This is a genomic window from Streptomyces sp. NPDC037054 (assembly GCF_055606745.1).
This window is the reverse complement of sequence record NZ_JBVJSJ010000008.1, coordinates 1-21,733: the sequence shown is the minus strand read 5'-3', so window position 1 is coordinate 21,733 and position 21,733 is coordinate 1. Positions and strand designations below refer to the sequence as shown.

Genomic DNA, 21,733 nt, shown 5'->3' with positions numbered 1-21,733 from the left:
TGCCTGTCGTTCAGGCGGACGCGGCGGTCCACGTGATCCGCGGGGGCACGATCCGCCCGCAGACGGGGCCGCCGTCCGGGCCGGTCAGGCCGAGGCGCCCGACCAGGAGGCCCTCGCGCGCGGCGGCGGCGAGCGTGTCCGCCGGTAGGACGTCGAGCATGAGCTTGGCGCGGCGGAACATGGTGAAGCCGCCCGACGCGTCGACGGTGCCCCACGACAGGAACACGAACCGGCGGCCCAACCGGTCCTGCACGTACGGTCCCCGCACGTCGACGCCGGCCGGCGAGGCCGTGGCTGCGCACTCCAGGGTCCACGTCGCGGACGGGGCGTCGCCGGGCTGCGGGTCGAGGAGCTCACCCGGCCGGGACCGCCGCTGCACGGCGACGTGGACGTCGGCGTACTCGGCGTACTCGGCGTACTCGGCATGAGCAGGGGACTCCGTGGAGCCGGGGGCGGCGTCGCGCGCGGCGGGGTCCCGGCACGTACGGCCGGGGAGGTCGACGGCGTCGATACGGATGCGCATATCGGCCATCATGAGGGGGCGGGTGAACTTCCACCAGGAGGTGCCGTCGACCTGACCTGCGCCTTGAGCGGACGGTCGGCCGACAGGCGCCGAATCGGCGCGCGCGGCCCGTGAGCCAACCGCGCCAACCCGCCCGCATCGCTATTGACCTGCACAGATTCGCTGTGCTTCGCTCGGCGTGAGGGGGCGGGACCAAGGAGGCGAACCGACCCCGATCGACATCTAACAAAGCTGCCAAAACGTGAGATTCATACCCCCGCAGGACATTGCGCGAAGTGACGGGAGAACCCCGGGACGTCCGTGGCGACACCCACGGACGGCACTCTGGGCCGCGGTGGCCGTCGTGGCCCTCGGATTCCTCGTCGCGCTGGAGTTCGCCGCGCGCCGGCACGGCGAACGGGGGCCCCTCACCAACCAGGTGCGCGAAGTGATCTTCGCCCCCAAGTCGGGCGGCCTGCTCTACGCGGCCATGGCCCTGATGATGGTGGTGCTCACCTGGCGGCAGCGGCTCGTCGCGATCGCCGCGGCGATCGGCATCGACCTCGCCTTCCTGCTGGGCCGGTGGACGTTCGACGCCATGCCGGCCGAGGGCCACCCCTTCGGCAACGGCGCCCTGTGGGTGATCCTCGGCTGCGCGGTCATCGCTCTCACCCGCCGCACCGGCCCCGAACGAGTCCTGCTGCTCAAGGGCGTCGGCCTGGGCATGCTGCTCGTGGCCGGCCGCAAGACCGGCGACACCTGGCTGCTCATCACGTCGAAGACGCGCCCCGTCGTGCTCGACCAGTACATGGCCGCCGCCGACCAGGCACTCGGCAACCCCTCCTGGCTCGTGGGCCGCCTGGTCACGGCCACCGGCGCGATCGGTTTCAACTTCCTCGACACCATCTACGGCCAGCTCGCGGTCGCGGCGGTCGTGGTCGCGCTCTACCAACTGCGCAACGTGGCGATCGAACGCCGCTTCCCGCGCCACCACCTCGTGCGCACGTTCCTGATGATCGGCCTCATCGGGCCCGCCTTCTACATGATCTACCCGGTGGTCGGCCCGCTCTTCGCCTACGGCACCGGCACCGACCACTGGGCACCGATCAGCCTGTGGGCGCCCGAGATGCCACCCAGCGGCGACTGGGCCGTGGCCCACCTGTGGCCCCAGACCCCGCCGCCGGTCGGCGACCCGCAGCACATGCCGTTCGACGGGATCACCCCGCGCAACTGCATGCCCAGCCTGCACACGGCGTGGGCGACCGCGATCTACCTCCACTCCCGCAAGGGCCCGCGCCTGCTGCGCCACGCGGGCACCTTCTGGCTGATCGCCACGCTCTGCGCCACGCTGGGCTTCGGCTACCACTACGGCGTCGACCTCGTCGCCGGTGTGGTGTTCACGCTCACGATCGAGGCGGCGCTGCGCACCTACGACCGCGGCTGGGACCGCACGGGCCTCCGCCTGGTCGCGTACGGCTCGGTGATCTTCACGGCGCTCCTGCTGTCGTACCGCTTCCTGCCGGTGCCCATGGCCGAACACCCCTGGCTGTTCGGCCCGCTGCTCCTGCTGGCGATGACCTCGGTGATCCACAGCTACGTACGGACCACGCGGCGGTGGGACGCCGACCACCCCGATCCGGACGAGCGGCCCGGACGCCGACGTCCGGCCCCACCACCCGAACTGCCCGGCCCGCGGGACGGTGAGGCGGAGTCCGCCGTTCCGCAGTGACGGGGGTGGCGGACGCGGCGGTGCGCGGGATGCGGGCCGCCACCGTCGGCCGAGGAGTACCGTGAAGCGAGGACGCTTTTCCCTTTTTCCCTCCCGTTGGTCCTACCCGGCTGGCAGGCGAGTGCGATGCCCGACTCCGATGGCCCGCGAGCGCCCCGGCCGCTGCCGGACGCCGTTCACCACGCGACCCCGCGCCCCGGGACGGCTGTCGTACGGCTCGAGACGACCCATGAGCGGCAGGGTGTGCTGGACGGGGCATGGTGGCCCCGGTCCCGCGACATCGCGGGTGAACTCCCTGGCCTCGTCACCGTGCTGTCCGAGTACCTCGGTCCCATCACCCGCGTCGGCCTGGACGGCGACGCCTGGGAGGAACTGCCGACACGGATGACCATCGACGACCGCGTCGTCCACATCGACTCCTACCCGGTCGGCGACGACACCGTCCTCATCACCCGGGAGGGCGCGGACCTCTTCTCCCTCCTCGTGGTCCCGCCGCACGCGACACCCGAAGCGGCGCGCGCCGCCATGACCGCGGCCGTGCGCGCCGGCGGCGAGACCCCGGCGGAACAGATCCTCGTCGACACCGGCACGGAGCGAACGGATCCGGGGCGCCGGGCCCGAGGGTGATCCGGCCGGGGCGCCCGGCCCGACCGTGAGCCGCCGTGCGGCGTCGGCGGTCAGAGGCCCGCGCTCACCGGCTGGACTCGAGCCACGAGCGGGCCGGTTCCTCCGGACGGGTCGTGTCCACGGTGAGTTCCAGACGGGTCCCGCCCTCGCCCTCCGCGGGGAAGCTGCGCTGCTCGGTCGCGGCGAAGCTGCGGCGGAGTACCTCCGCCACCCGCCGGGCGACCTCGGGCGACGCGGCCACGACCTGCACTTCGGCGTACCCGGCGTGGGGTGCTTTCTCGGACGTCATGACGACCTCGCTGTGCGACAGGAAGGGAGCGCCGGTCACTCTACGCGGGGAGGAGTACGCTGAAAGAACCGAAGACACTTCGCGCACGGGCATTCGCGTCCGTGTCGTTCTCGGCGATCGAATACGCCGGGTCGGCTCAGGCCCGCCCGGGGCAGGGTTCGCGACATGACTGCGACCGTCTTCCGCCCGGCGACTCCCGAGGACCGACGTCCCAGGTTCCCCGTGCGTCTGTCGCTCGCTCCCGTCGGCTCCGCACCCCTTCTGCTGGACGGCGCGTGGTGGCCCCGCTCGCGCGACCTCGCCGCCGAACTGCCCGGCCTGGCGGCCGTCCTCGAACCGCTGTGGGGACGGATCACCCGGGTCACGCTGAATCCAGGCAAGTGGCCGGTGATCCCCCATCAGGCGCCGGGCACGTGGTGAAGGTGGGCTGGTTCCGCTTCGAGCAGGACCCGCACGAACTTCTGCTGTTCTCCTATCGCGTGGGCCGCTGGAACCTGCTGGTGGTTCCCCCGGGGGCACCTCCCGCCGAGGCCGCCCGGCTGATGGCCGCCGCCAGCGACCCGCACCGCACCGTGACCGCGAGCGGCCTGATGGCGGAGGCCGCGCACCGGACGCCGGCCACCGAGGCCGACGATCCCACCGGCGAAGCGGTCTGGGAGTCCGAGGGGGGACACGAAGCGGGTACCGCCGTCGCTCCCCCGCAGGACCGAGCGGTCACCGCGGGGCCGCTGGACCGGCCCGAGAGGGTGTGAGGACGGCGTGGCCGCCCAGTGCGACGTGACGTCCGCGAGCAGGTCCTCCGCGGCCCGGCTCAGCGTCTCGTCGTCGGTGAGCATCTGCACCCGGAACAGGGCCTCTTGGGCGTTGGAACGCAAATCGTAGGCGCGGATCCGCACCGTGTCGGGGTCCTCCGGCGGCGGCTGTTCGTGCTCGCAGAACCACAAGTGGACCAGGCAGCGGCGGTAGTTGAGCAACGCGCCGGCGTAGGCGGAGTAGGCGTCGAGCCGTTCCTGCCGGAGCTTTTCGCGGCGCGTGAGCTCGTGGGTCCTGTCGACGGTGCGCTGTTGGAAGGCCAGGGTGATCCCCGAACCGAGCAGTGTCCCCAGGACGGCTATGCCGCTGGCGATGATGGTCTCCACGCCGCAAGCTGATCACGCCCCGGGGTGCTCCGTGCGCGGTTCCCTGGTTTACAACTTGCCTCCCACCACGACCACGCGATGGCCCCCCAGGGCATGTGCGAAGCGGCTGAGGAAGTTCGGGTCGAACTCGGGCCAGTCCCAGAACGTGAAGCCCAGGTGGCCGAGGGCGTAGTAGTCGTCGGACCACGTCCATGCCGTGACGTCACCGGCACGACCGCAGTGCCGGCAGCCGACGGTGGCCTCGCCCGTGTCGGTCCAGGCCTCGATGGCCTCCCCGAAGGGCTTCCAGGCCTCGGGGATCTCCTCCCAGCGGTCGGTGTAGAAGTCGGTGCGGCCGGCGCAGTGAGGGCAAACGGCGTACATGGCGTCGCCCTGGCCGCCGTTGAAGACGTTACGGCCCGTCTCGATGTTGAGCCCGTCGCTGGGCTCCCAGCCCTCGTCGTCGCCGACAGCCCGGGCCCACCCCGGGCCGGGCGGGTGCCCCAGCGGCGCGCCGAGCACGCAGTCGGTGCGCTCGGCGAGGACGATCCCTTCCCCGACGAGCCAGTCGAGACCCCGGGCTGCCAGTGCTGACGCGTCCGCCGCCGTGGCGTCGAGGTCGACGACGGTCTGAAAGTAGTTCCCCATGCGGCCGACAGTAGAGGCACCCACTGACACCGGCGGCCGAACGGTGCCGGGGCGCACGCGGGAAGGCGCTTCGGAGGACACCGAAGCGCCGACGAGTGCCCGTTCGCGGGGGCGGCCCTCCCACGGACAGCGGGTCTACGGCCTGCTGTCCCGCGGTGGCGCACCGCTCGCGTGCTCGGTGCGCCCGGGGGCGGGGGGGCCGGCGGCCGTTCCGTCTCCTCTTCCCTCTTCTTCATGGCGCGGGCCTCGGCCTTGAGGATGCGGGCCGACTTGCCTGCGGAGCGGGCCAGTTCGGGGCCCTTCTTGGCGACGAGGACGGCTATGACCACGATGAGGATGACCGCGAGTTCGCTCAGTCCGAACATGGTGTCCTGCTCTCTCCCGAGTCGGTGGCGGGGGCGCCGCCTCCGCGGCGTGTCAGACGCCCACGCCGAAGTCGGCGGCGATCCCGGCCAGGCCCGAGGCGTAACCCTGCCCGACGGCGCGGAACTTCCACTCGGCGCCGTTGCGGTAGAGCTCCCCGAAGACCATCGCGGTCTCGGTGGAGGCGTCCTCGGACAGGTCGTAGCGGGCGATCTCGGCGCCGCCGGCCTGGTTGACGATGCGGATGAAGGCGTTGCGGACCTGGCCGAAGCTCTGGCCGCGGTTCTCGGCGTCGTGGATGGACACCGGGAACACGATCCGCTCGACCTCGGCGGGTACGGCCGCGAGGTTCACCTTGACGACCTCGTCGTCGCCCTCGCCCTCACCGGTGAGGTTGTCGCCGGTGTGCTCCACCGAACCGTCGGGGCTGGTCAGGTTGTTGTAGAAGACGAAGTGCTGATCGGACGGGACCTTGCCGGACGCGTCGAGGAGCAGCGCGGAGGCGTCGAGGTCGTAGTCGGTGCCGGTGGTCGTACGGACGTCCCAGCCCAGACCGACCAGGACGGCGGTGAGGCCCGGCGCCTCCTTGCTGAGCGAGACGTTGCCGCCCTTGGACAGGGAAACTCCCACTGCGTGCTCCTTCTCGGCAGATGCGGTCGAGGTCCGCGGCACGGACCCGGACTCAAGAATCTACATCACTGTAGAGAATGTGGGAGCGTGTTCCGGCCGTGCCCGCGGCCCGGGGCGCGGGCCGTCGCAGGGGCGGCGCTCCTGACGGCGTCTATACGATGTCCGCGCGGGAAACGGACGGCGGTGGAAGGGAGACCGGGCGTGGCCGAGGAGCAGCAGCGCCCCCGGCGGCGGGGGCAGGGTGAGCTGGAGGCGCTGGTCCTGTCGGCGCTCCGGGAGGCGGACGGCCCGGCAACGGCCGGCTGGGTGCAGGAGCGCCTGGGCGGCGACCTCGCCTATACGACCGTCATCACCATCCTGACCCGCCTGCTGGCCAAGGGCGCGGTCACGCGGGAGCGCGCGGGCCGGTCCTTCGCCTGGACGCCCGCGTCGGACCAGGCGGGCCTCGCCGCGCACAAGATGCGCAGGGTCCTGGACGCCGAGGGCGACCGCGAGGCGGTGCTGGCCAGCTTCGTGACCGGTCTCGGTCCGGACGACGAGCGGCTGTTGCGGGAGTTGCTGGGTCAGTCGCGGGACGAAGGGGAAGACTGAAGCCTCATGGGGGTGTTCGTCTTTCTGCCGCTGGTGCTGCCCTTGACCGCGTGGCCCATCGCCCGCCTGGCCGAGCAGCATCTGCATCCACGGACGGCGACCCGGCTGCTGACCGGGGTGGCCGCGGTGATGGCGGCCTGCAGCACGGTGTGCCTGGCGCTGGTGATGGTGGTCGGCACCGCCCAACTGCCCGGCAACCCGCTGCCCGACGGCTGGTCGGACCCCGAGGTGCGGGCGGCGGTCCCGTACGACGAGGTGGTCGGCAAGGCGGCGATTCCGGCGCTCGGCGCGGTGCTGGTGGCGTGCGGCCGGACGCTGTGGCGGCACGGGCGGGTGCGCCGTCGTGCCCATCGGGCGCTGGCCGGGCTGCGGGGGTCGGAGGTGGCCGTCCTCCCGGACGACGCCCCCTACGCCTACGCGCTGCCGGCCGGCCGACGGGGCCGGGTGGTGGTGACCACGGGCATGCTGGACCGTCTCGAACCGGCCGAACGCCGGGCGCTGTTCGCCCATGAACGGGCCCACTTGGCCGCCCGCCACCACCGGTTCCTCCTCGCGGTCCAGCTGGCCGCGCGGGCCAACCCGTTCCTGCGTCCGCTGCGGACGGCGGTGTCGTACGCGGCGGAGCGGTGGGCGGACGAGGACGCGGCCCAGGCGGTCGGCAGCCGCCGGACCGTGGCGCACGCGATCGGCAAGGCGGCCCTGGTCTCGCGCGGCACTCCCGTGGCGACCCTGGCCGGCTTGGCCGCGGCGGGACCGGTGCCGCGCCGGGTGGCTGCCCTGCTCGGGCCCGCTCCCGCGGTGCGCAGCTGGCCCTCGCTGTTCACGTCGGTGGGTGTGGCGACGTGGGGTGCGGCGGTGGGGGCCGCCGTGTCGGCGATGTCGTCGGCGAACTCGGCCGTGACGATGGTCTTCATCCTGCACGCGGCCACGCCCCTTTGATCCCGGCCGGGCGGGACGTTCCGGCGTGGGGCGGTCGCGGCGCCGAGGCCGGGCCTCCGTGGGTGCGGCGAGTGCGGTGACGAGTCCCCCGCCTGACGCCACCGCTCCGGCTCCGGCCGCCGCTCCGGTTCCGGTCACCGCTCCGGCTCCGGCCGCCGCTCCGGTTCCGGCCGTCGCTCCGGCTCCGGCCGCCGACGCGGCGGGTCGGCGCCGAACGGCACGGGCCCGCCGCACGGTCGGGGTCGGTCAGAGGTCGAACTCGTGGGGCGGCAGGTCGAGGGCGTAGCACGCCTCACGGACGACGGCCTGCTCGTCCTTGTCGAAGTCGCCGTCGGCGCCGCCGATGACGATGCCGATCTGGATGACGGCCCGTGCCTCGGCGGGCTTCTTCTTCGCCTTGGCGACCTCCTGCATGACGCTCACCTTGCCGAAAGCGAAGTCGGCGGTGAGCTTGTTCAGGTTGTCCTCGAAGCGCCGGCGCAGGTCGTCGGCGGGGAAGTTCTGCAACACCTCGTTGGTGGCGATGAGCTGGGCCACCCGCTGCCGCTCGGACGGGTCGACAGTGCCGTCGGCTGCGGCCACGAGGGCGCACATCGCCATGCTCGCGTCGCGGAAGGCACCACTCTTGAGGTCGTTCTTCTTCGCCATGAGCTGGGTCTGCATCGTCGATGCGGACTCCTTGAGGCGGTCCCACAGGGCCATGAGAACTCCGTACGTGTCGGTACGTATCGGTACGTGTCGGTTGGTATCAGGAGGATGCCCGGACGGGGGCGCTCCGGGCAGCAAAACTTCTACAGCAAAGTAGAAGTTATCAGCTGGGGGCGGAGGCGGGTGGCGCCGTCAGCCCTCTTCTTCCTCGTCTCCCTCGAAGAAGTCCCCGACCTCGTCGACGACTTCGGCCGCGACCATCCCGCCGACGACGCCGACCGCGAGCCCGGCGGCGCCCGCGGCGACGGCGGTGCCCACGCCCGGACCGGAAGGGTGCCGGCCGTCGTGGTGCCCGCCGTGCCCGTGCCCGTGCCCGTGCCCGTGCCCGTGCCCGTGTTCGGCGTACGGGTCGCCGTGGCCGAAGGCGCCGTGGGAACCGTGCGGCGCCCGGTGCTCGACCAACTGGCGGATCCAGTCGTCGACTTCCGCGGTCCAGTCGCGTGCGTCGTGATGGCCGACCGTGAAGCGGGTCAGCGCGTCATGGCCACCGGAGAGGAAGCCGCCGCGCTTGTCGGCCTCCAGGACGACCTCCACGCCGCCCGGACCGGCCAGGAAGGTCACCTCGATCTCGTTCACCCGCTGCGCGTACTGCGGCGACGGGGTGATCTCGATCTCCTGGTAGAAGGGCAGTTGCTGGCCGGTGCCGCCGATGCGCCCGTACTCCAGGTCGGCGGACCTGAAGCCGAAGCCGAGCCGGCCGAGGGCGTCCAGGATCGCCTCCTGAACGGGCAGCGGGCCCACGGTCAGCGGATCCAGGTCACCCTTGTCCTTGGCCCCGGCCACCGACAGTTCCGTGCGCACACCGAGGACGATGCCCAGTGCCTGCCCGTACAGCTCGGTGATCGGCGTCTCCCACGGCAGCGTGACGCTGAACGGCACGGTGCGCTGCTCGCCCTCGGTGAGCCGGAAGCCGCCGCCGACGGTGAAACGGCCGAAGGTGACGACTCCCTCGTCCTCCCCCTCCTCGTGCTCGGCCTCCACCCGCGCCACCAGTGCGAGGGTGAGGTGCTCGATGTCGAAGTCGGCGCTGCCGCCCTTGAGGTGGACCCGACCGGTGAGCGTGCCGCCGGGCAGGACAGGGTCCGGGTCGAGGACCGTGTCGACGGTGGGGCCGCCCACGCCGAGCGAGCCGAGCAGTCGTTTGAACACCATGGTGGCGTCCACTCCTTAGCGTGCGTGTGTTCCATGAGGGTGGGGCCGCCCGGTTGGAGTGCGCGGCACGACGGCGGTTCGCGGTCCGGACGCGCGAGCCCGGCCGGGCGGGCTTCTACAAGTGAGTAGAAGCATAGGATGGGTGGAGCGGGCACGGGTCGCGGTCCGGGCGGGCGCGTCGGGAAAGGCCGAAAGGAGACGTCACGCGCACGGAGGCCGGCCTGGCCCGACCGGCCGGGGTCCGCCCAGGCCCGACCCGCCGGGATCCGCCCAGGCCGGACCGGCTGGGGCCCGCCCTTCCGGCAGTTCGGGTGACGGTGGCCCTCGCCGGTGCGGTGCTCGCCCGCGGGCCGGGAACATGATTCCGGCCAGAACCGTTGTCCGGACGCACCCCTAGATCGAAGGAGCACACTCCCTTGTCCGCCAGATCGACGGACCCCTCGGGGCACGGTCCCCGACCTTCCCGCCAGGTATTTCCCGAGTACGGCGTGCGGCGGGACGCCCCCTCGCGATCGATGCGCCGATGAGCGCGGCCAACGCCCTCCTGGGCCTGCTGGCCGTGTTCGTCCTGACCGCCGGCACCGGCTACTTCGTCGCCCAGGAGTTCGCCTACGTCTCCGCCGACCGCCTCGCCCTCGCCCGTGAGGCCGAGTCCGGGGACCGGAAGGCCGCCCGTGCCCTGAAGGTGCTGGAGCGGCTGTCGTTCATGCTGTCGGGCGCCCAGCTCGGCATCACCGTCACCGGACTGGTCGTCGGCTTCATCGCCGAACCGTCGGTGTCGGCGCTGCTCAGACCCGCGCTGTCGGGCATGGGCCTCCCCGGCGCGGCCGTGAGCGGCATCTCGGTCGTGCTGGCCTTCGTGCTGGCCACGGTCGTGCAGATGGTGCTGGGCGAGCTGGCCCCGAAGAATCTCGCGATCGCCGTGCCGGAGCGGCTGGCGAAGTCGCTGGCCGCGTCCACGCTGGCGTACCTGAAGGCCGTCGGCCCGCTCGTGCGCGTCTTCGACGGGGCGGCGAACAAGCTGCTGCGCAGGATCGGCATCGAGCCGGTCGAGGAGTTGCACCACGGGGCCACACTGGAGGAGTTGGGCCACCTGATCGGCGAGTCCCACGAGCGGGGTGCCCTGCCGAAGGAGACCGCCGACCTGCTCGACCACGCTCTGGAGTTCTCCGAGCGGACGCTCAACGAGGTGATGGTGCCGCGCGTCGACGCCGTCTTCGTCCGCCGGGACGCCACCGCCGCCGAAGCGGTCGACCTGATCGCCGGGCACGGCCACTCCAACTATCCCGTGATCGGCGACCACCCCGACGACGTCGACGGCGTCCTCGGCGTGGCCGAGCTGATGCGCCTGCCCGGCGACCGCCTGCGCGACACCACGGCCGGCGCGGTCGCGCGGCGCCCGCTGCTGCTGCCCGGCACCCTGCCCCTGCCCGACGCCGTGACCCGGATGCGGGAGCGCGACGACGAGTTCGCGGTCGTCCTCGACGAGCACGGCGGTGTGGCGGGCATCGTCACGTACGAGGACATCGCCGAGGAGCTGATCGGCGACATCGCGGACGAGTCGGACACCGTCGCCGTGGTCGCCGTCGTGGACGGCGACGGCTGGCTGGTGGACGCGGGCCGCCGCCTGGACGAGGTGGCCGAGGCCACCGGCGTCGAGCTGCCCGAGGAGGAGGACTTCGACACCGTGGCCGGCCTGATCGTCGACCGGCTGGGCCGCTTCCCGACCATCGGGGACCGGCTCACCGTCGAGCTGCCCGAGGGCGGCACCGCCGTGATCGACGTACGGACCCTCGACCGGCACGTGCCCGAGCGCGTACGGATCGAGCGACTGGCCCAGGAGACGGAGAAGCAGGCATGAGTTTCCCGATGGCGCTCTTCGTCACCGTGCTGCTGCTGGTCGGCAGCGGATTCTTCGTGGCCGCCGAGTTCGCGCTGGTCGCCGCGAAGCGGCACCGCATGGAGAAGGCCGCCGCCGAGGGCCGGCGCGGGGCCAGGGCGGCCCTGGCCGGTATGCGTGAGCTGTCGCTGATGCTGGCCGGCGCCCAGCTCGGCATCACGGTCTGCACGCTGGGCCTGGGCTCGGTGTCCAAGCCGGCGATCTCCCACGAACTCGACCCGCTGCTGCACAGGCTGGGCCTGCCCGGCGCGCTCAGCTACGGGATCGCCTTCGCGGTCGCCATGATCGTGGTGGTGTTCCTGCACATGGTGGTCGGCGAGATGGCCCCCAAGTCGTGGGCCATCGCCCACCCCGAGCGCTCGGCCATGCTGCTCTCGCCGCCCTTCCGGGCCGTGGTGAAGACCGTCCGGCCGCTGATCTCGGTGCTGAACAGGATGAGCAACGGCCTGGTACGGCTGTGCCGTGTCACCCCGCGCGACGAGCTCGCCGCCGTCCACAACCGTGAGCAACTCGCCCACCTCGTCGAGGAGTCCGAGCGACTCGGCCTGATCAGCGCGACGGACTCGGAGCTGCTGACACGTTCGCTGACCGAGCCCGAGACCCCGGTGCGGGAGCTCCAGGTGCCCGCCGCCGAGATCGCCTCGGTCGACGGCGGCGCCGACGCCGACGAGATCCTGCGCCTGGCCGCGGCCCGCGACCGTACCCGCCTGCTGGTCCGCGAGCGCGACACCGTCCTCGGCTCGGTGCACGCCCGTGACGCCGTGGTGGCCCGTGCCCGGGGACGCGCGACCAGCGCCCGTGCCCTGGCCCGGCCGGTGCCCGAGCTGACCGAGGACGCCACGGTCGCCGAGGCGATCGACCTGCTGCGCCGGCGCCGCGCCTCGCTCGCCGTGGTCCGCGACGGCTCGGGCCGGCTCACCGGCATGGTGAGCCTGGACGACCTGCTCGCCCGCTTCCTCCAGCCACAGACGTCAACCGCCGCCCGCAAGGAAGAAGGCCCCGGTCGATGACCTGGGCCTTGGAGTGGAGCGGGTGACGAGAATCGAACTCGCGCTCTCAGCTCGGGAAGCGATGGCGCTTGGAAGGCCATGTGATCGTTGACCTGCGCAGCACGGGGAGCGCTTCGCGAGTGCAGAGCCATCCGGCGAAGCGTCCCGTCGGCACCTGCCTCACTTGCCGGCTTCAGGGCCATACCACTGCAGTGCCTGGCCGGTGACGGCGGCGATGCACTCGAAGTCCCGGTCACGGTGCAGCAGCGTCAGTCCCTGCAACTCGGCCGTGGCAGCCACCACAAGATCGACGGCTCCGGCACTGCGGTGCTGTCCGCGCTGGGTGAGGACCTCCTGGACCCGCCAGGCTCGGTCGTAGGCGCGGTCGTCGACCGGCACCCAGCCGAAGAGCAGGCGCATGTCTTCGATGCCTTGTGCCCGGTCGGCGGCGGAACGCGCGCTGTAGAAGAATTCCAACTCGGTGATGGGGCAGGTGGCGATGAGCCCGGCGGCGGCCGCCTGGTCCCATCCGTACTGTTCGGCGTCACCGCGCAGTAGGCGGGCAAGCGCGCTGGTGTCGATCAGGTATTGCGCGGCGTTCACCGACGGTAGTTTCCTTTGTCCTCGAAGAGATCGAGGTCGAAGGCGCCCTCTTCCGCCGACGCCCGCAGGCGAGTGAGCGCCAGGGCTCGCCGCCGGTTCTCCAGCACCTCGCGCAGGGCGGTGTTCACCGTCTCCTTCTTGGTGCTGGTACCGAGGGCCTTGGCCACGTCCGCGAGCAGCTGGTCATCGAGGTCGATCACGGTCCGACTCATTGGCTGCCTCCCTTGATATCATTGACACCACCCTTTATATCCTAGATGGTGCATGTCAGGTTGGTCTATTCAGAGCAGGACGATCGGCCAGAGATCGCGCGGACGATTTCAGCTGGTGTCCGGCTTGGCCAAGGTCGATGTCGCCGGCCTCGCCCGCCTGTCGGAGGTCCAGGTGAAGCGGCCTTCTGGCTTGGGGCATGCAAGGGCACGCCGCCCTCAAATTGGACCAGACAACAAACGACCCCCAGGCCAAATGACTTGGGGGTTCGAAGTGGAGCGGGTGACGAGAATCGAACTCGCGCTCTCAGCTTGGGAAGCTGATGTTCTGCCATTAAACTACACCCGCGTAAGACGCCGGTCGAGACCGGTGTCCGGACGCCTGGTCACTTTACCTCATGTCGGGCCCGCCGTGCTGAAGTCGGCGGGTCCGCCCGCGTTTCCTGGGCGTGACACGGCTGCGGGGCACCGGAGTTGGGGCGTACCGTGGGGGTGTGGGAGAGGGCTCGGGCGGGCCGGAGTGCCGCCTGGAGAGTCGTCCCTTTGATCCCGTACTGTGGCTTTTGTCGTCAGGGCAGTAGGCCAGACGCGGCTCTTGGGGAAGGGACTTAAGGGACTTGATGGAGCGCACCGTCGTCCGTTGTGCCGAGGGGCACGTGTTCACCACCGCTTCGTTCCCGATGCAGCAGGCCGAGCGGCTCGGCCCCGGCCGGCTCATGCGGTGTCCGCGGTGTGCGCGGCTTCGCAGCGTCGTGCCGGTCAGCCTCGAGAAGCATTAGAGGCCCCGGCGGGCGGGCCGGAAGGCCCGGCGCCAGAGGCATCCCCGGCGCGTGGAGTCGTCACGATTGTGGCTGCTCCGCGCGCCTTGCGTATCCTCGGGGCGTGCTTCTCTCTGACAAGGACATCCGGGCCGAGATCGACGCCGGACGGGTGCGTATCGATCCCTACGACGACTCCATGGTGCAGCCGTCCAGCATCGACGTACGCCTCGATCGGTACTTCCGGGTGTTCGAGAACCACCGGTACCCGCACATCGATCCGTCCGTCGAGCAGGCGGATCTGACGCGGCTGGTGGAGCCGGAGGGGGACGAGCCCTTCATCCTGCACCCCGGGGAGTTCGTGCTCGCCAGCACCTACGAGGTGATCACGCTGCCCGACGACCTCGCCTCGCGGCTCGAGGGCAAGAGCTCGCTCGGGCGGCTCGGGCTCGTCACGCACTCCACCGCCGGGTTCATCGACCCCGGCTTCTCCGGGCACGTCACGCTGGAGCTGTCGAACCTCGCCACGCTCCCCATCAAGCTGTGGCCCGGCATGAAGATCGGCCAGCTGTGCATGTTCCGGCTCAGCTCGCCGGCCGAGCACCCGTACGGCAGCGAGCGGTACGGGTCCCGCTACCAGGGGCAGCGGGGGCCGACCGCCTCCCGCTCCTACCTCAACTTCCACCGGACCCGGGTATGACCCGCCCGGGACGGGAAACCGCGCACGACAGGAGCAGGACGCACGCATGAGCGCCGTACGGGAGAACCTCACCTACGAGCAGTTCGGCACGGCGGTGCGCGAGCTCGCGCAGACCATCGCCGACGACGGGTACGAGCCGGACATCGTGCTGTCCATCGCCCGCGGCGGCGTCTTCGTGGCCGGCGGCCTCGCCTACGCCCTCGACTGCAAGAACCTCCACCTGGTCAACGTCGAGTTCTACACCGGCGTCGGCGAGACGCTGGAGATGCCCGTCATGCTCGCGCCCGTCCCGAACGCCATCGACTTCACCAACAAGAAGGTGCTGATCGCGGACGACGTCGCCGACACCGGCAAGACGCTCAAGCTCGTCCACGACTTCTGCGTCGAGCACGTCGCCGAGGTCCGCTCGGCCGTCATCTACGAGAAGTCGCAGTCCCTCGTGAAGTGCGAGTACGTCTGGAAGCGCACCGATGACTGGATCAACTTCCCGTGGAGCGTGCTCCCGCCCGTGGTGCGCAGGGAGGGTCAGGTGCTCGACGCCTGAGCCGCCAGGACGCGAGAAGGGCTCCCCAGCCGGCGTGCGGCGGGGAGCCCTTTCCTGGTTCAGGAGCGCGGGACGCCAGTGCTGCGACCGGAAAGGTTCACCGGCTCGCGACGCCCGGCACGGCACCTCGCGGCGTTGTCGCACCGCCCGCGTACGCCCAGTACGCGGGCGGTGCTCCGCCTTGCGATGCACCGCACCGGACGCCGCGAGCAGTTCGGCAAACCTTCCCGGCCGCAGCACTAGAACGTGCCGAGCTTCACGATCGACAGCAGCGCGATCAGCTGGATCGCGCTCGCGCCCAGCGCCTTCGGCCACGGCAGGTCGTGGGAGCGGCCGACCATGAGGGTCAGCAGGGCGCCCGCCGCCAGCCAGGTGGCCCAGCCGAGGGCCTGGACGAGGGTCGCGTCGCCGCCGAAGAACATCGCGACGACCAGACGCGGGGCGTCCGTGAGGGACATGATCAGCATGGACAGGCCGACCGTCGGCTGCCACGCGCCGTCGCCGCCGAGCTGACGGGCCAGGCTGTGGGTGACCACGCCCAGCACGAACGCGCTCAGCACCATCGCGACGGCCGTCGTCAGCACGATCGGGATCGCGTTCGACAGTGTGGCGTTGATCGCGTCCTCGCGGGCGCCGTCGAAACCGAACACCGCGAGCAGGCCGTAGAGGAACGACACGACGAGGGCCGGGCCCCACATCGTGTAGTCGCGCATCCGCAGGAAGGTCTGCTGGGGCGAGAACACGATGCCCTTCAGCAGGTCCTTCCAGTGCAGGCGCGGGCCGACCGGGCCGGGCGGCGGTCCGGCCGCGCCGGCGCGGTAGGTGTCGCCCTGGGTGTAGGGGTCCTCGCCGATGGCGAACGCCTGTGTGTGACCCGGGTTGTTCGCGGCGTACGGGTCGTGCGCCCCGCCCTGCGGGTAGCCGCCGTCGCCGAAGTACTCCGGCTCGCCGTGCCCGCCCCGTCCGCCGTGCCCGCCCTGCCCGCCGCCCTGGGGAGGCCAGGGGGCGCCGCCGCCGTACTGCTGCTGTTGCGGGTACGGCGGCTGCGCCGGGGGATAGCCGTACGACGGTCCCGGCGGCGTCTGCTGTCCGTACGGGGGGTTCTGCGGTCGCGCGTGAGGAGCGCCGTTGTCCCGGCCGCGTCCGATCCTGAATCCAGCCACGTCTTCGAACGTACCTGGTTCCGGAGAGTGACGTGCCGGGCCCGGGCGTTCGGGCCCGGCTTTGCGGCCGAGCTGTGACATCCCCTAAGGGGCGCCTCAGCCCGCCAGGACGTTGCCGAAGTACGCGTCGCCCGTCGGGCCGCCCACCGTGGCCGCGCCGAAGGACTTCGAGCCGGTGGCGGTGATGCCGGACGTGGTGGTCCTGAACACCCAGACCGCGCCGTCGCCCGTGTTCTCGATGTCGGCGCTCGCCACCAGCTCCGCGCGGCCGTCGACGTCCACGTCCGTCAGACGGACCTCCGAGCCGAACGAGTCGAGCCGCTCGGCGGTGCCGGGGACGCCCGAGGTGTTCTGCGAGAACGACTTGGCGCCGCTGCCGGTCAGGCCGGACGCCGAGCCGCGCAGGACCGTCACGGTGCCCGCCTTGTACACCGAGCCGACGGCCTCGTCCGGGGCGCCGACCGCGATGTCGGGGTAGCCGTCGCCGTTGGTGTCGCCGGCCGACAGGCTGCGGCCGAAGCCGTCGCCCTTCTCGGCGGTGCCGGGCACGCCCGTGGTGGCCTGCGTGATGCGGACCGGGGTGCGGGTGGTGCTCGGGCCGGTGGAGGAACCGTAGGTGACGGTGATCGCGCCGCCGAGGCCGCCGTTCGGCTCGGTCGTCGACTTCTCCATGAAGTTGCCGGTGACGATGTCGCCGTAGCCGTCCTTGTCGACGTCTGCGATGACGGCGTCGTAGCCGCCCGCGACCTTGCTGCCCGGTGTGAGGCCGGTCGCCGTGCCCTTGTAGAGGACGCCGCGGGTGCGGTAGCCGTCGGTGATCTCCTCCTGGCCCATGACCAGCAGGTCGGTCCGGCCGTCGCCGGTGACGTCGCCCGCGACGACGCTGTCGGTGTTGATGCCGGTCCGGGCCTGGGTGTCGATGCCGAGGTGCCCGGCGGCCTGCCCGGTGCGGGAGATCGGGCCCTTGAAGACGCTCAGGCCCGGATAGGCGATGTTGGCGGCGGCCAGGTCGGTGTCGCCGTCGCCGTCGAAGTCGCCGGTGGCCACGGACCAGCCCAGCTCGTAACGATTCTCCGGGAGCGGCGAGGTGATGTCGGTCGCGGTCCTCAGACCGGTGGAGCCGCCCCAGATCACGGTGAGGACGCCGGACTCGTCGGTGGAGCCGATCCGCTCGCCGTGCACGCCGACGATCAGGTCCGTGTAGCCGTCGTCGTCGAGGTCGCCGGTGGTCATGCGGTCGCCGAAGTAGTCGTACGACTCGGGGACGCCCGGGATGCCCTCGGTGGCCTGGCTGATGATCTGGCGCTTGGTGGTGTCGAGGCCGCTCGCGGTGCCGTGGACGACGGCGACGTAGCCCGCGCCGGACTTGCCGCCGACCGTGCCGATGGGCGCGGAGATCGCGATGTCGCGGTACCCGTCGCCGTTGAAGTCGCCGGACAGGCCCGAGGGCGCCGCCGCGGCCGTCGCCGCCGGGAGGCCTCCCAGCAGGCCCGCCGTCAGGGCGGTGACGGACAGGAGGGTGCGCTTGCGCAAGGTGGTGCTCCGTGAGGGAAGAGGAGTGGTGCTCCGTGAGGAAGGAGGAGGGGAGACGAGCGGCCGGGCCCGTGCCGGGCCCGGCCGCTGGTGGCAGGGTGGGTCAGTCGGCGAAGTTGGAGCCGAAGCCCGGGGTGCCCGTCGTCGAGACGCCCGAGGTGCTCGGGGAGATCGTGCGCGCGCCGGTCGTGGTGATCTTCGTGCCGTTGGAGGGCAGGTAGAGGACCGCGCCGTTGCCGCTGTTCTCGTTGGAGCCCGCGAGCAGGTCGGCCTTGCCGTCGCCGTTGACGTCGTCGATCTTGACGTCGAGGCCGAGCATGTCGCCGCTCTCGTCGCTGCCGGGGACGCCCGCGGTGCTCTGCGCGAACCACTGGGCGCCGGAGCTGGTGTTCAGGCCGCTCGCGGAGCCGTAGAGGAGGGTGATGGCGCCGGTGTCGCCGGCGCTGCCGACGTTCTCGCCGGCGACGCCGATGGCGAGGTCCTGGTAGCCGTCGCCGTTGACGTCGCCGAGGTCGAGTTCGTAGCCGAAGGAGTCGTTGGTCTCGGAGGTGCCGGGGACGTTGCCGGTGTCCTGGGTGATGCCGGTGGCCGTGGCGGGGCCGCTCGCGGAGCCGTACGTCACCCAGACCTTGCCGCCCTTGGCTGCGTCGGGGATCGGCGTGCCGTCGTCGAGGGTGGCGTTCCAGGCGGCGCCGCTGACGATGTCGCCGTAGCCGTCCTTGTTGATGTCGCCGATGCCGGAGATGATGCCGGGCTTGAGCTCCCGCATGGCCGCCGTGCTGAGGCCGCTCGCGGTGCCGGGGACGTAGAAGTTGCGGTTCCAGCCGTACTCGGACTGCGTCTCGTAGCCGTTGACGAGGAGGTCGGCGCGGCCGTCGCCGTTGGCGTCGCCGGAGGTCAGGTTGAGCGGGCCGCGGGCGTCGCTGCCCATGATCGGGGGCTTGACGGTGTAACGGCCGCCGGTCGTGCCGGAGGTGGTGAAGCCGCCCTTGAAGACGTGCACGGTGGCGGACGAGGTGCCGACGGCCAGGTCGTCCTTGCCGTCGCCGTCGAAGTCGCCGGCGGCGAGGTTCTTGCCCCAGAAGTCGTGCGAGGAGCGGGCCGGGTCGGCGACGGTGGTGCCCTTGCCGGTGATGCCCGAGGCGGAGCCCCACAGGATGGCGACCGTGCCGCCGTCCGTGTCCCCGTCGACGTCCTCGCGGGAGGCGGCCACGGCGATGTCGTCGTAGCCGTCGCCGTTGAAGTCGGCGTAGGCGGTGTCGTAGCCGAAGCCGTCCTCGGCCTCGGCGGTGCCCGGGGTGCCGGTGGTGTTCTGGCTGATCACCGAGCGCTTGGCGGAGGACACACCCGTGCCGGTGCCGTACAGGACGACGAGCTGGCCGGCCTCGCTGCGGCCGTTGACGTGGGCGCCGTGGGCGGAGAAAGCGGTGTCGCCGAGGCCGTCGCCGTTGAAGTCGGCCTGCGGGACGTGCGTGCTGTCGGCCGCGGTGGCGGTCGCGGCCGTGAAGGTGAGCAGACCGCCCGTCAGCGCGGCCGCGGTGGCCGACGCGAGGGCGAGTCGCAGGTGCTTGTGCATGCGGGTCTCCTGCGGCATGCGGGGGATGCCTGGCGGGCATCCACAGTCGATGTGGGGCCGGACGGTCCGTGTTCGCCGGGGATTCGCCCGGGGTTCACCGACAGGTCGGCGATCAAGAGACCTGCGGTACGGCGGAACGGTTGTACGGGACTTCGGTGAATCGCCGGTGGGTTTCGCGGGGGGTGCCGCTGCGGGCCTCGGCCGACCGGGAAGCCGGACGTCGGCCGCCCCGGAAGCCGGACGTCAGCCGGCAAGGAAGTCCGGCGTCAGCCGGCCGGCGAGCCCGACGTCAGTCGGCCAGGAAGTCCGACGTCGAGAAGGTCACCGACGGCTGCGCCGCCACCAGCCCCCGCTTGGACCCCGGATACACCGCCACCGTGTCCTTCGTCTCGCCCCGGTACGACCGCACCGCCAGGTCCGCCCGGCCGTCGCCGTCGAAGTCGCCGACCGCCAGGACCCGTGTGGTGCCCGGGGCCGGCGGCTCGACCGTGACCGGGTCCGCCGCGGGGCCCGACGCGCGTCCCGGGAAGATGCGCAGCCGGGAGCCGCCGGTGACCAGGTCGCTGCGGCCGTCCCCGTCGAAGTCCCCGGCGTCCAGGACGGATCCGGGGGTGGCGAGGGTGGCGCGCGTGGCGGCCGGCAGGTCGTAGCGCAGCGCGGTGCCGTCCCTCGTGCCCACGGCCGCGTCCAGGGCCTCGCCCTTGCCGAAGTCGCCGAGGGCCACGTCGAGGCCGGTCGGCAGGGCGACGCCGGTGCGGGCCGGGCCGTTCGGGCCGCCGAGGACGAGCGCGGAGGCGGCGGCGCCCTCGGCCTCGCGCACCACCAGGTCGTCGTAGCCGTCGCGGTTCACGTCGGCGGCCGGTCCCGTGGGCAGTTGTCCCGGCGCCGGGAGCGGGGCGCCGGCCGCGCGGGGGGCGCCCTCGCGGCTGAACGGGCCGCGCAGATAGGTGAGCAGTCCGCCGGAGGCGTGCACGACGAGGTCGCGCGCCTCGTCGCCGTCGAAGTCGCCGCACACCGGCTGGTCCGGCCAGTCGTTGCCGGCCCGGGCCCGCTCCGGCACGGCCACCTTGACCGCCTTGCCGGTGAGGCCGCCCGGTGAGCCGAAGAGGATCTGCAAGGGCACGGGCGGGCGGCCCTGCCCGTCGTAGGGCGGGTCGGTCGACACGACGAGGTCCGTGAAGCCGTCGCCGTCGAGGTCGCAGCTCGCCTCGGCGTCGAAGACGGCCGGCAACTCGCCCCGCGTACGGGCCGCGTGCCGGGCCGGGGAGAGCAACTGCCGTGCGCCGGGCACGAGTCCGCGCGAGCTGCCGTAGACGATGCCGATGCCCGCGTCGTCGGCGTGGCTCTGCGTCTTGGCGAGGTCGTTCAGGACGAGATCGCGGTGGCCGTCACCGTTGAAGTCGTCGGCGGCCTCGCTGCCTTCGCCGCGTGGGACGGGCAGCCGGGCCGGGGCCTTCGCCGCGTGCACGGGCGTCGGTTCGGCGGCGCCGGGTTTCGCCTGCGGGGTCGGTCCGCAGGCGGCGAGCAGGAGCAGGGTGCCGAGCGCGCTCGCCGTCCGGATGCCGCTTCTGCGCACGCGCACCGTCCACCTCACCAGTCCCTGGAACAACGACAACCTCGCAATGATGCACGCCTCCGGGGGAACGGCGACACCCCCCGGACCGTGAGGTTCCGGGGGGTGCCGGGAGATGTCGCGAGGCGCCGAGGGGGCCGCGGGGAGCGGTGAACAGGGCGCCCCTTGCCGTTACTTGACCGGCTCGGACTCCGACTCGGAATCCGACTTGGACTCCGTGTCGTTCTCCGGTTCGTTCTCCGTCTCCGCCTGGTCGGTGGGGTCGGCGGGGGTCTTGACGGAGTCGAGGAGGAGTTGGGCGACGTCGACGACCTGGATGGATTCCTTGGCCTTGCCGTCGTTCTTCTTGCCGTTGACGGAGTCGGTCAGCATGACGAGGCAGAACGGGCAGGCGGTGGAGACGATGTCCGGGTTGAGGGCGAGGGCCTCGTCGACGCGTTCGTTGTTGATGCGCTTGCCGATCCGCTCCTCCATCCACATGCGGGCACCGCCGGCGCCGCAGCAGAAGCCGCGTTCCTTGTGCCGGTGCATCTCCTCGTTCCGCAGCCCGGGGACCTTGCCGATGATCTCGCGCGGCGGCGTGTAGATCTTGTTGTGGCGGCCCAGGTAGCAGGGGTCGTGGTAGGTGATCAGACCCTCGACCGGCGTGACGGGGACCAACTTGCCCTCGTCGACGAGGTGCTGCAGCAGCTGGGTGTGGTGGATGACCTCGTAGTCACCGCCGAGCTGGGGGTACTCGTTGCCGAGGGTGTTCAGGCAGTGCGGGCAGGTCGCGACGATCTTCTTCGCCGACGTGGGCCTGCGGGACCCGGCGGTGACCTTGCCCTCGTCGTCCATCTCCTCGCCGAAGGCGGCGTTGAGGGACATGACGTTCTCCATGCCCAGTTCC

Annotated in this window: 21 protein-coding genes, 1 tRNA gene and 3 pseudogenes; 9 read left to right on the top strand and 16 right to left on the bottom strand. The window is 71.8% G+C overall.

Annotated elements, in window-relative coordinates; translation table 11 throughout:
- Nucleotides 1-10: 10 nt before the first annotated feature.
- A complete protein-coding gene (locus tag ACZ7D7_RS20160) occupies nucleotides 11-523 on the bottom strand; it encodes a DUF5990 family protein (protein ID WP_470825880.1) in 513 nt (170 codons plus the stop codon).
- Nucleotides 524-857: 334 nt separating this feature from the next.
- On the opposite strand from ACZ7D7_RS20160, the gene ACZ7D7_RS20155 reads away from it, so the two are divergent.
- On the top strand, nucleotides 858-2,231 hold the full coding sequence (locus ACZ7D7_RS20155; protein WP_470825879.1) for a phosphatase PAP2 family protein: 1,374 nt from the start codon (nucleotides 858-860) through the stop codon (nucleotides 2,229-2,231).
- Between the two features lie 126 nt (nucleotides 2,232-2,357).
- Nucleotides 2,358-2,858 carry a DUF5994 family protein gene (locus ACZ7D7_RS20150; RefSeq protein WP_470825878.1) on the top strand — a complete coding sequence of 167 codons (501 nt, stop codon included), beginning with the start codon at nucleotides 2,358-2,360 and terminating at the stop codon, nucleotides 2,856-2,858.
- A 64-nt stretch (nucleotides 2,859-2,922) separates the two neighbouring features.
- On the opposite strand, the gene ACZ7D7_RS20145 is transcribed toward ACZ7D7_RS20150, so the two are convergent.
- Nucleotides 2,923-3,147: a hypothetical protein gene (locus tag ACZ7D7_RS20145; protein WP_470826216.1), complete on the bottom strand. Its 225-nt coding sequence runs from the start codon at nucleotides 3,145-3,147 to the stop codon at nucleotides 2,923-2,925.
- A 165-nt stretch (nucleotides 3,148-3,312) separates the two neighbouring features.
- Between ACZ7D7_RS20145 and ACZ7D7_RS20140 the strand changes: the two are divergent.
- A pseudogene (locus tag ACZ7D7_RS20140) lies at nucleotides 3,313-3,899 on the top strand (DUF5994 family protein).
- Between the two features lie 24 nt (nucleotides 3,900-3,923).
- On the opposite strand, the pseudogene ACZ7D7_RS20135 reads toward ACZ7D7_RS20140, so the two are convergent.
- From ACZ7D7_RS20135 to ACZ7D7_RS20120, 4 genes and pseudogenes are all read right to left on the bottom strand, one after another.
- Nucleotides 3,924-4,286 (bottom strand): annotated as a pseudogene (locus tag ACZ7D7_RS20135) (hypothetical protein); the annotation flags it as partial.
- Between the two features lie 48 nt (nucleotides 4,287-4,334).
- Nucleotides 4,335-4,913, bottom strand: coding sequence for a hypothetical protein (locus ACZ7D7_RS20130; RefSeq protein WP_470825877.1), 579 nt, complete (start codon nucleotides 4,911-4,913; stop codon nucleotides 4,335-4,337).
- Between the two features lie 200 nt (nucleotides 4,914-5,113).
- Nucleotides 5,114-5,278 (bottom strand): annotated as a pseudogene (locus ACZ7D7_RS20125) (twin-arginine translocase TatA/TatE family subunit); the annotation flags it as partial.
- 52 nt (nucleotides 5,279-5,330) lie between these two features.
- Complete coding sequence (locus tag ACZ7D7_RS20120; protein WP_470825876.1) at nucleotides 5,331-5,906, bottom strand: TerD family protein; 576 nt, start codon at nucleotides 5,904-5,906, stop codon at nucleotides 5,331-5,333.
- A gap of 201 nt (nucleotides 5,907-6,107) precedes the next feature.
- Here ACZ7D7_RS20120 and ACZ7D7_RS20115 point away from each other — a divergent pair, with 201 nt between their 5' ends.
- Entirely contained in the window at nucleotides 6,108-6,497 is a 390-nt protein-coding gene (locus ACZ7D7_RS20115; protein ID WP_470825875.1) for a BlaI/MecI/CopY family transcriptional regulator, read from the top strand.
- 6 nt (nucleotides 6,498-6,503) lie between these two features.
- The gene (locus ACZ7D7_RS20110; protein WP_470825874.1) at nucleotides 6,504-7,436 is read left to right on the top strand and encodes a M56 family metallopeptidase; all 933 of its coding nucleotides are present in this window, start codon (nucleotides 6,504-6,506) and stop codon (nucleotides 7,434-7,436) included.
- A 246-nt stretch (nucleotides 7,437-7,682) separates the two neighbouring features.
- On the opposite strand, the gene ACZ7D7_RS20105 is transcribed toward ACZ7D7_RS20110, so the two are convergent.
- On the bottom strand, nucleotides 7,683-8,138 hold the full coding sequence (locus ACZ7D7_RS20105; protein WP_470825873.1) for a tellurite resistance TerB family protein: 456 nt from the start codon (nucleotides 8,136-8,138) through the stop codon (nucleotides 7,683-7,685).
- 138 nt (nucleotides 8,139-8,276) lie between these two features.
- Entirely contained in the window at nucleotides 8,277-9,296 is a 1,020-nt protein-coding gene (locus tag ACZ7D7_RS20100) for a sporulation protein (RefSeq protein ID WP_470825872.1), read from the bottom strand.
- A gap of 523 nt (nucleotides 9,297-9,819) precedes the next feature.
- On the opposite strand from ACZ7D7_RS20100, the gene ACZ7D7_RS20095 reads away from it, so the two are divergent.
- Entirely contained in the window at nucleotides 9,820-11,157 is a 1,338-nt protein-coding gene (locus ACZ7D7_RS20095; protein ID WP_470825870.1) for a hemolysin family protein, read from the top strand.
- Nucleotides 11,154-12,206: a hemolysin family protein gene (locus ACZ7D7_RS20090; RefSeq protein WP_470825869.1), complete on the top strand. Its 1,053-nt coding sequence runs from the start codon at nucleotides 11,154-11,156 to the stop codon at nucleotides 12,204-12,206. The genes ACZ7D7_RS20095 and ACZ7D7_RS20090 overlap by 4 nt, the downstream gene beginning before the upstream one ends.
- 159 nt (nucleotides 12,207-12,365) lie before the next feature.
- Here the strand turns inward: ACZ7D7_RS20090 and ACZ7D7_RS20085 are convergent, their stop codons facing one another.
- The 3 genes from ACZ7D7_RS20085 to ACZ7D7_RS20075 all read right to left on the bottom strand — a co-directional run bounded on the left by ACZ7D7_RS20085 (nucleotide 12,366) and on the right by ACZ7D7_RS20075 (nucleotide 13,346).
- On the bottom strand, nucleotides 12,366-12,788 hold the full coding sequence (locus tag ACZ7D7_RS20085) for a PIN domain nuclease (RefSeq protein WP_402705290.1): 423 nt from the start codon (nucleotides 12,786-12,788) through the stop codon (nucleotides 12,366-12,368).
- Complete coding sequence (locus ACZ7D7_RS20080) at nucleotides 12,785-13,000, bottom strand: type II toxin-antitoxin system VapB family antitoxin (protein WP_351239434.1); 216 nt, start codon at nucleotides 12,998-13,000, stop codon at nucleotides 12,785-12,787. The genes ACZ7D7_RS20085 and ACZ7D7_RS20080 overlap by 4 nt, the downstream gene beginning before the upstream one ends.
- 272 nt (nucleotides 13,001-13,272) lie before the next feature.
- Nucleotides 13,273-13,346: transfer RNA gene (locus ACZ7D7_RS20075), tRNA-Gly, on the bottom strand.
- 533 nt (nucleotides 13,347-13,879) lie between these two features.
- Between ACZ7D7_RS20075 and dcd the strand changes: the two genes are divergently transcribed.
- Both dcd and ACZ7D7_RS20065 read left to right on the top strand, forming a co-directional pair.
- Nucleotides 13,880-14,455, top strand: coding sequence for a dCTP deaminase (dcd, locus tag ACZ7D7_RS20070; protein ID WP_470825868.1), 576 nt, complete (start codon nucleotides 13,880-13,882; stop codon nucleotides 14,453-14,455).
- Nucleotides 14,456-14,501: 46 nt separating this feature from the next.
- On the top strand, nucleotides 14,502-14,999 hold the full coding sequence (locus ACZ7D7_RS20065) for a phosphoribosyltransferase (protein ID WP_470825867.1): 498 nt from the start codon (nucleotides 14,502-14,504) through the stop codon (nucleotides 14,997-14,999).
- A gap of 239 nt (nucleotides 15,000-15,238) precedes the next feature.
- Here the strand turns inward: ACZ7D7_RS20065 and ACZ7D7_RS20060 are convergent, their stop codons facing one another.
- The 5 genes from ACZ7D7_RS20060 to ACZ7D7_RS20040 form a co-directional block, all read right to left on the bottom strand.
- Nucleotides 15,239-16,243, bottom strand: coding sequence for a Yip1 family protein (locus tag ACZ7D7_RS20060; protein WP_470825866.1), 1,005 nt, complete (start codon nucleotides 16,241-16,243; stop codon nucleotides 15,239-15,241).
- A 15-nt stretch (nucleotides 16,244-16,258) separates the two neighbouring features.
- Entirely contained in the window at nucleotides 16,259-17,695 is a 1,437-nt protein-coding gene (locus ACZ7D7_RS20055) for an FG-GAP-like repeat-containing protein (RefSeq protein WP_470825865.1), read from the bottom strand.
- 103 nt (nucleotides 17,696-17,798) lie between these two features.
- On the bottom strand, nucleotides 17,799-19,271 hold the full coding sequence (locus ACZ7D7_RS20050; RefSeq protein WP_470825864.1) for an FG-GAP-like repeat-containing protein: 1,473 nt from the start codon (nucleotides 19,269-19,271) through the stop codon (nucleotides 17,799-17,801).
- Between the two features lie 289 nt (nucleotides 19,272-19,560).
- Complete coding sequence (locus ACZ7D7_RS20045) at nucleotides 19,561-20,853, bottom strand: FG-GAP repeat domain-containing protein (protein ID WP_470825862.1); 1,293 nt, start codon at nucleotides 20,851-20,853, stop codon at nucleotides 19,561-19,563.
- A gap of 162 nt (nucleotides 20,854-21,015) precedes the next feature.
- The coding region (locus ACZ7D7_RS20040) for a (Fe-S)-binding protein (protein WP_470825861.1) at nucleotides 21,016-21,733 on the bottom strand (718 nt) is incomplete at its 5' end.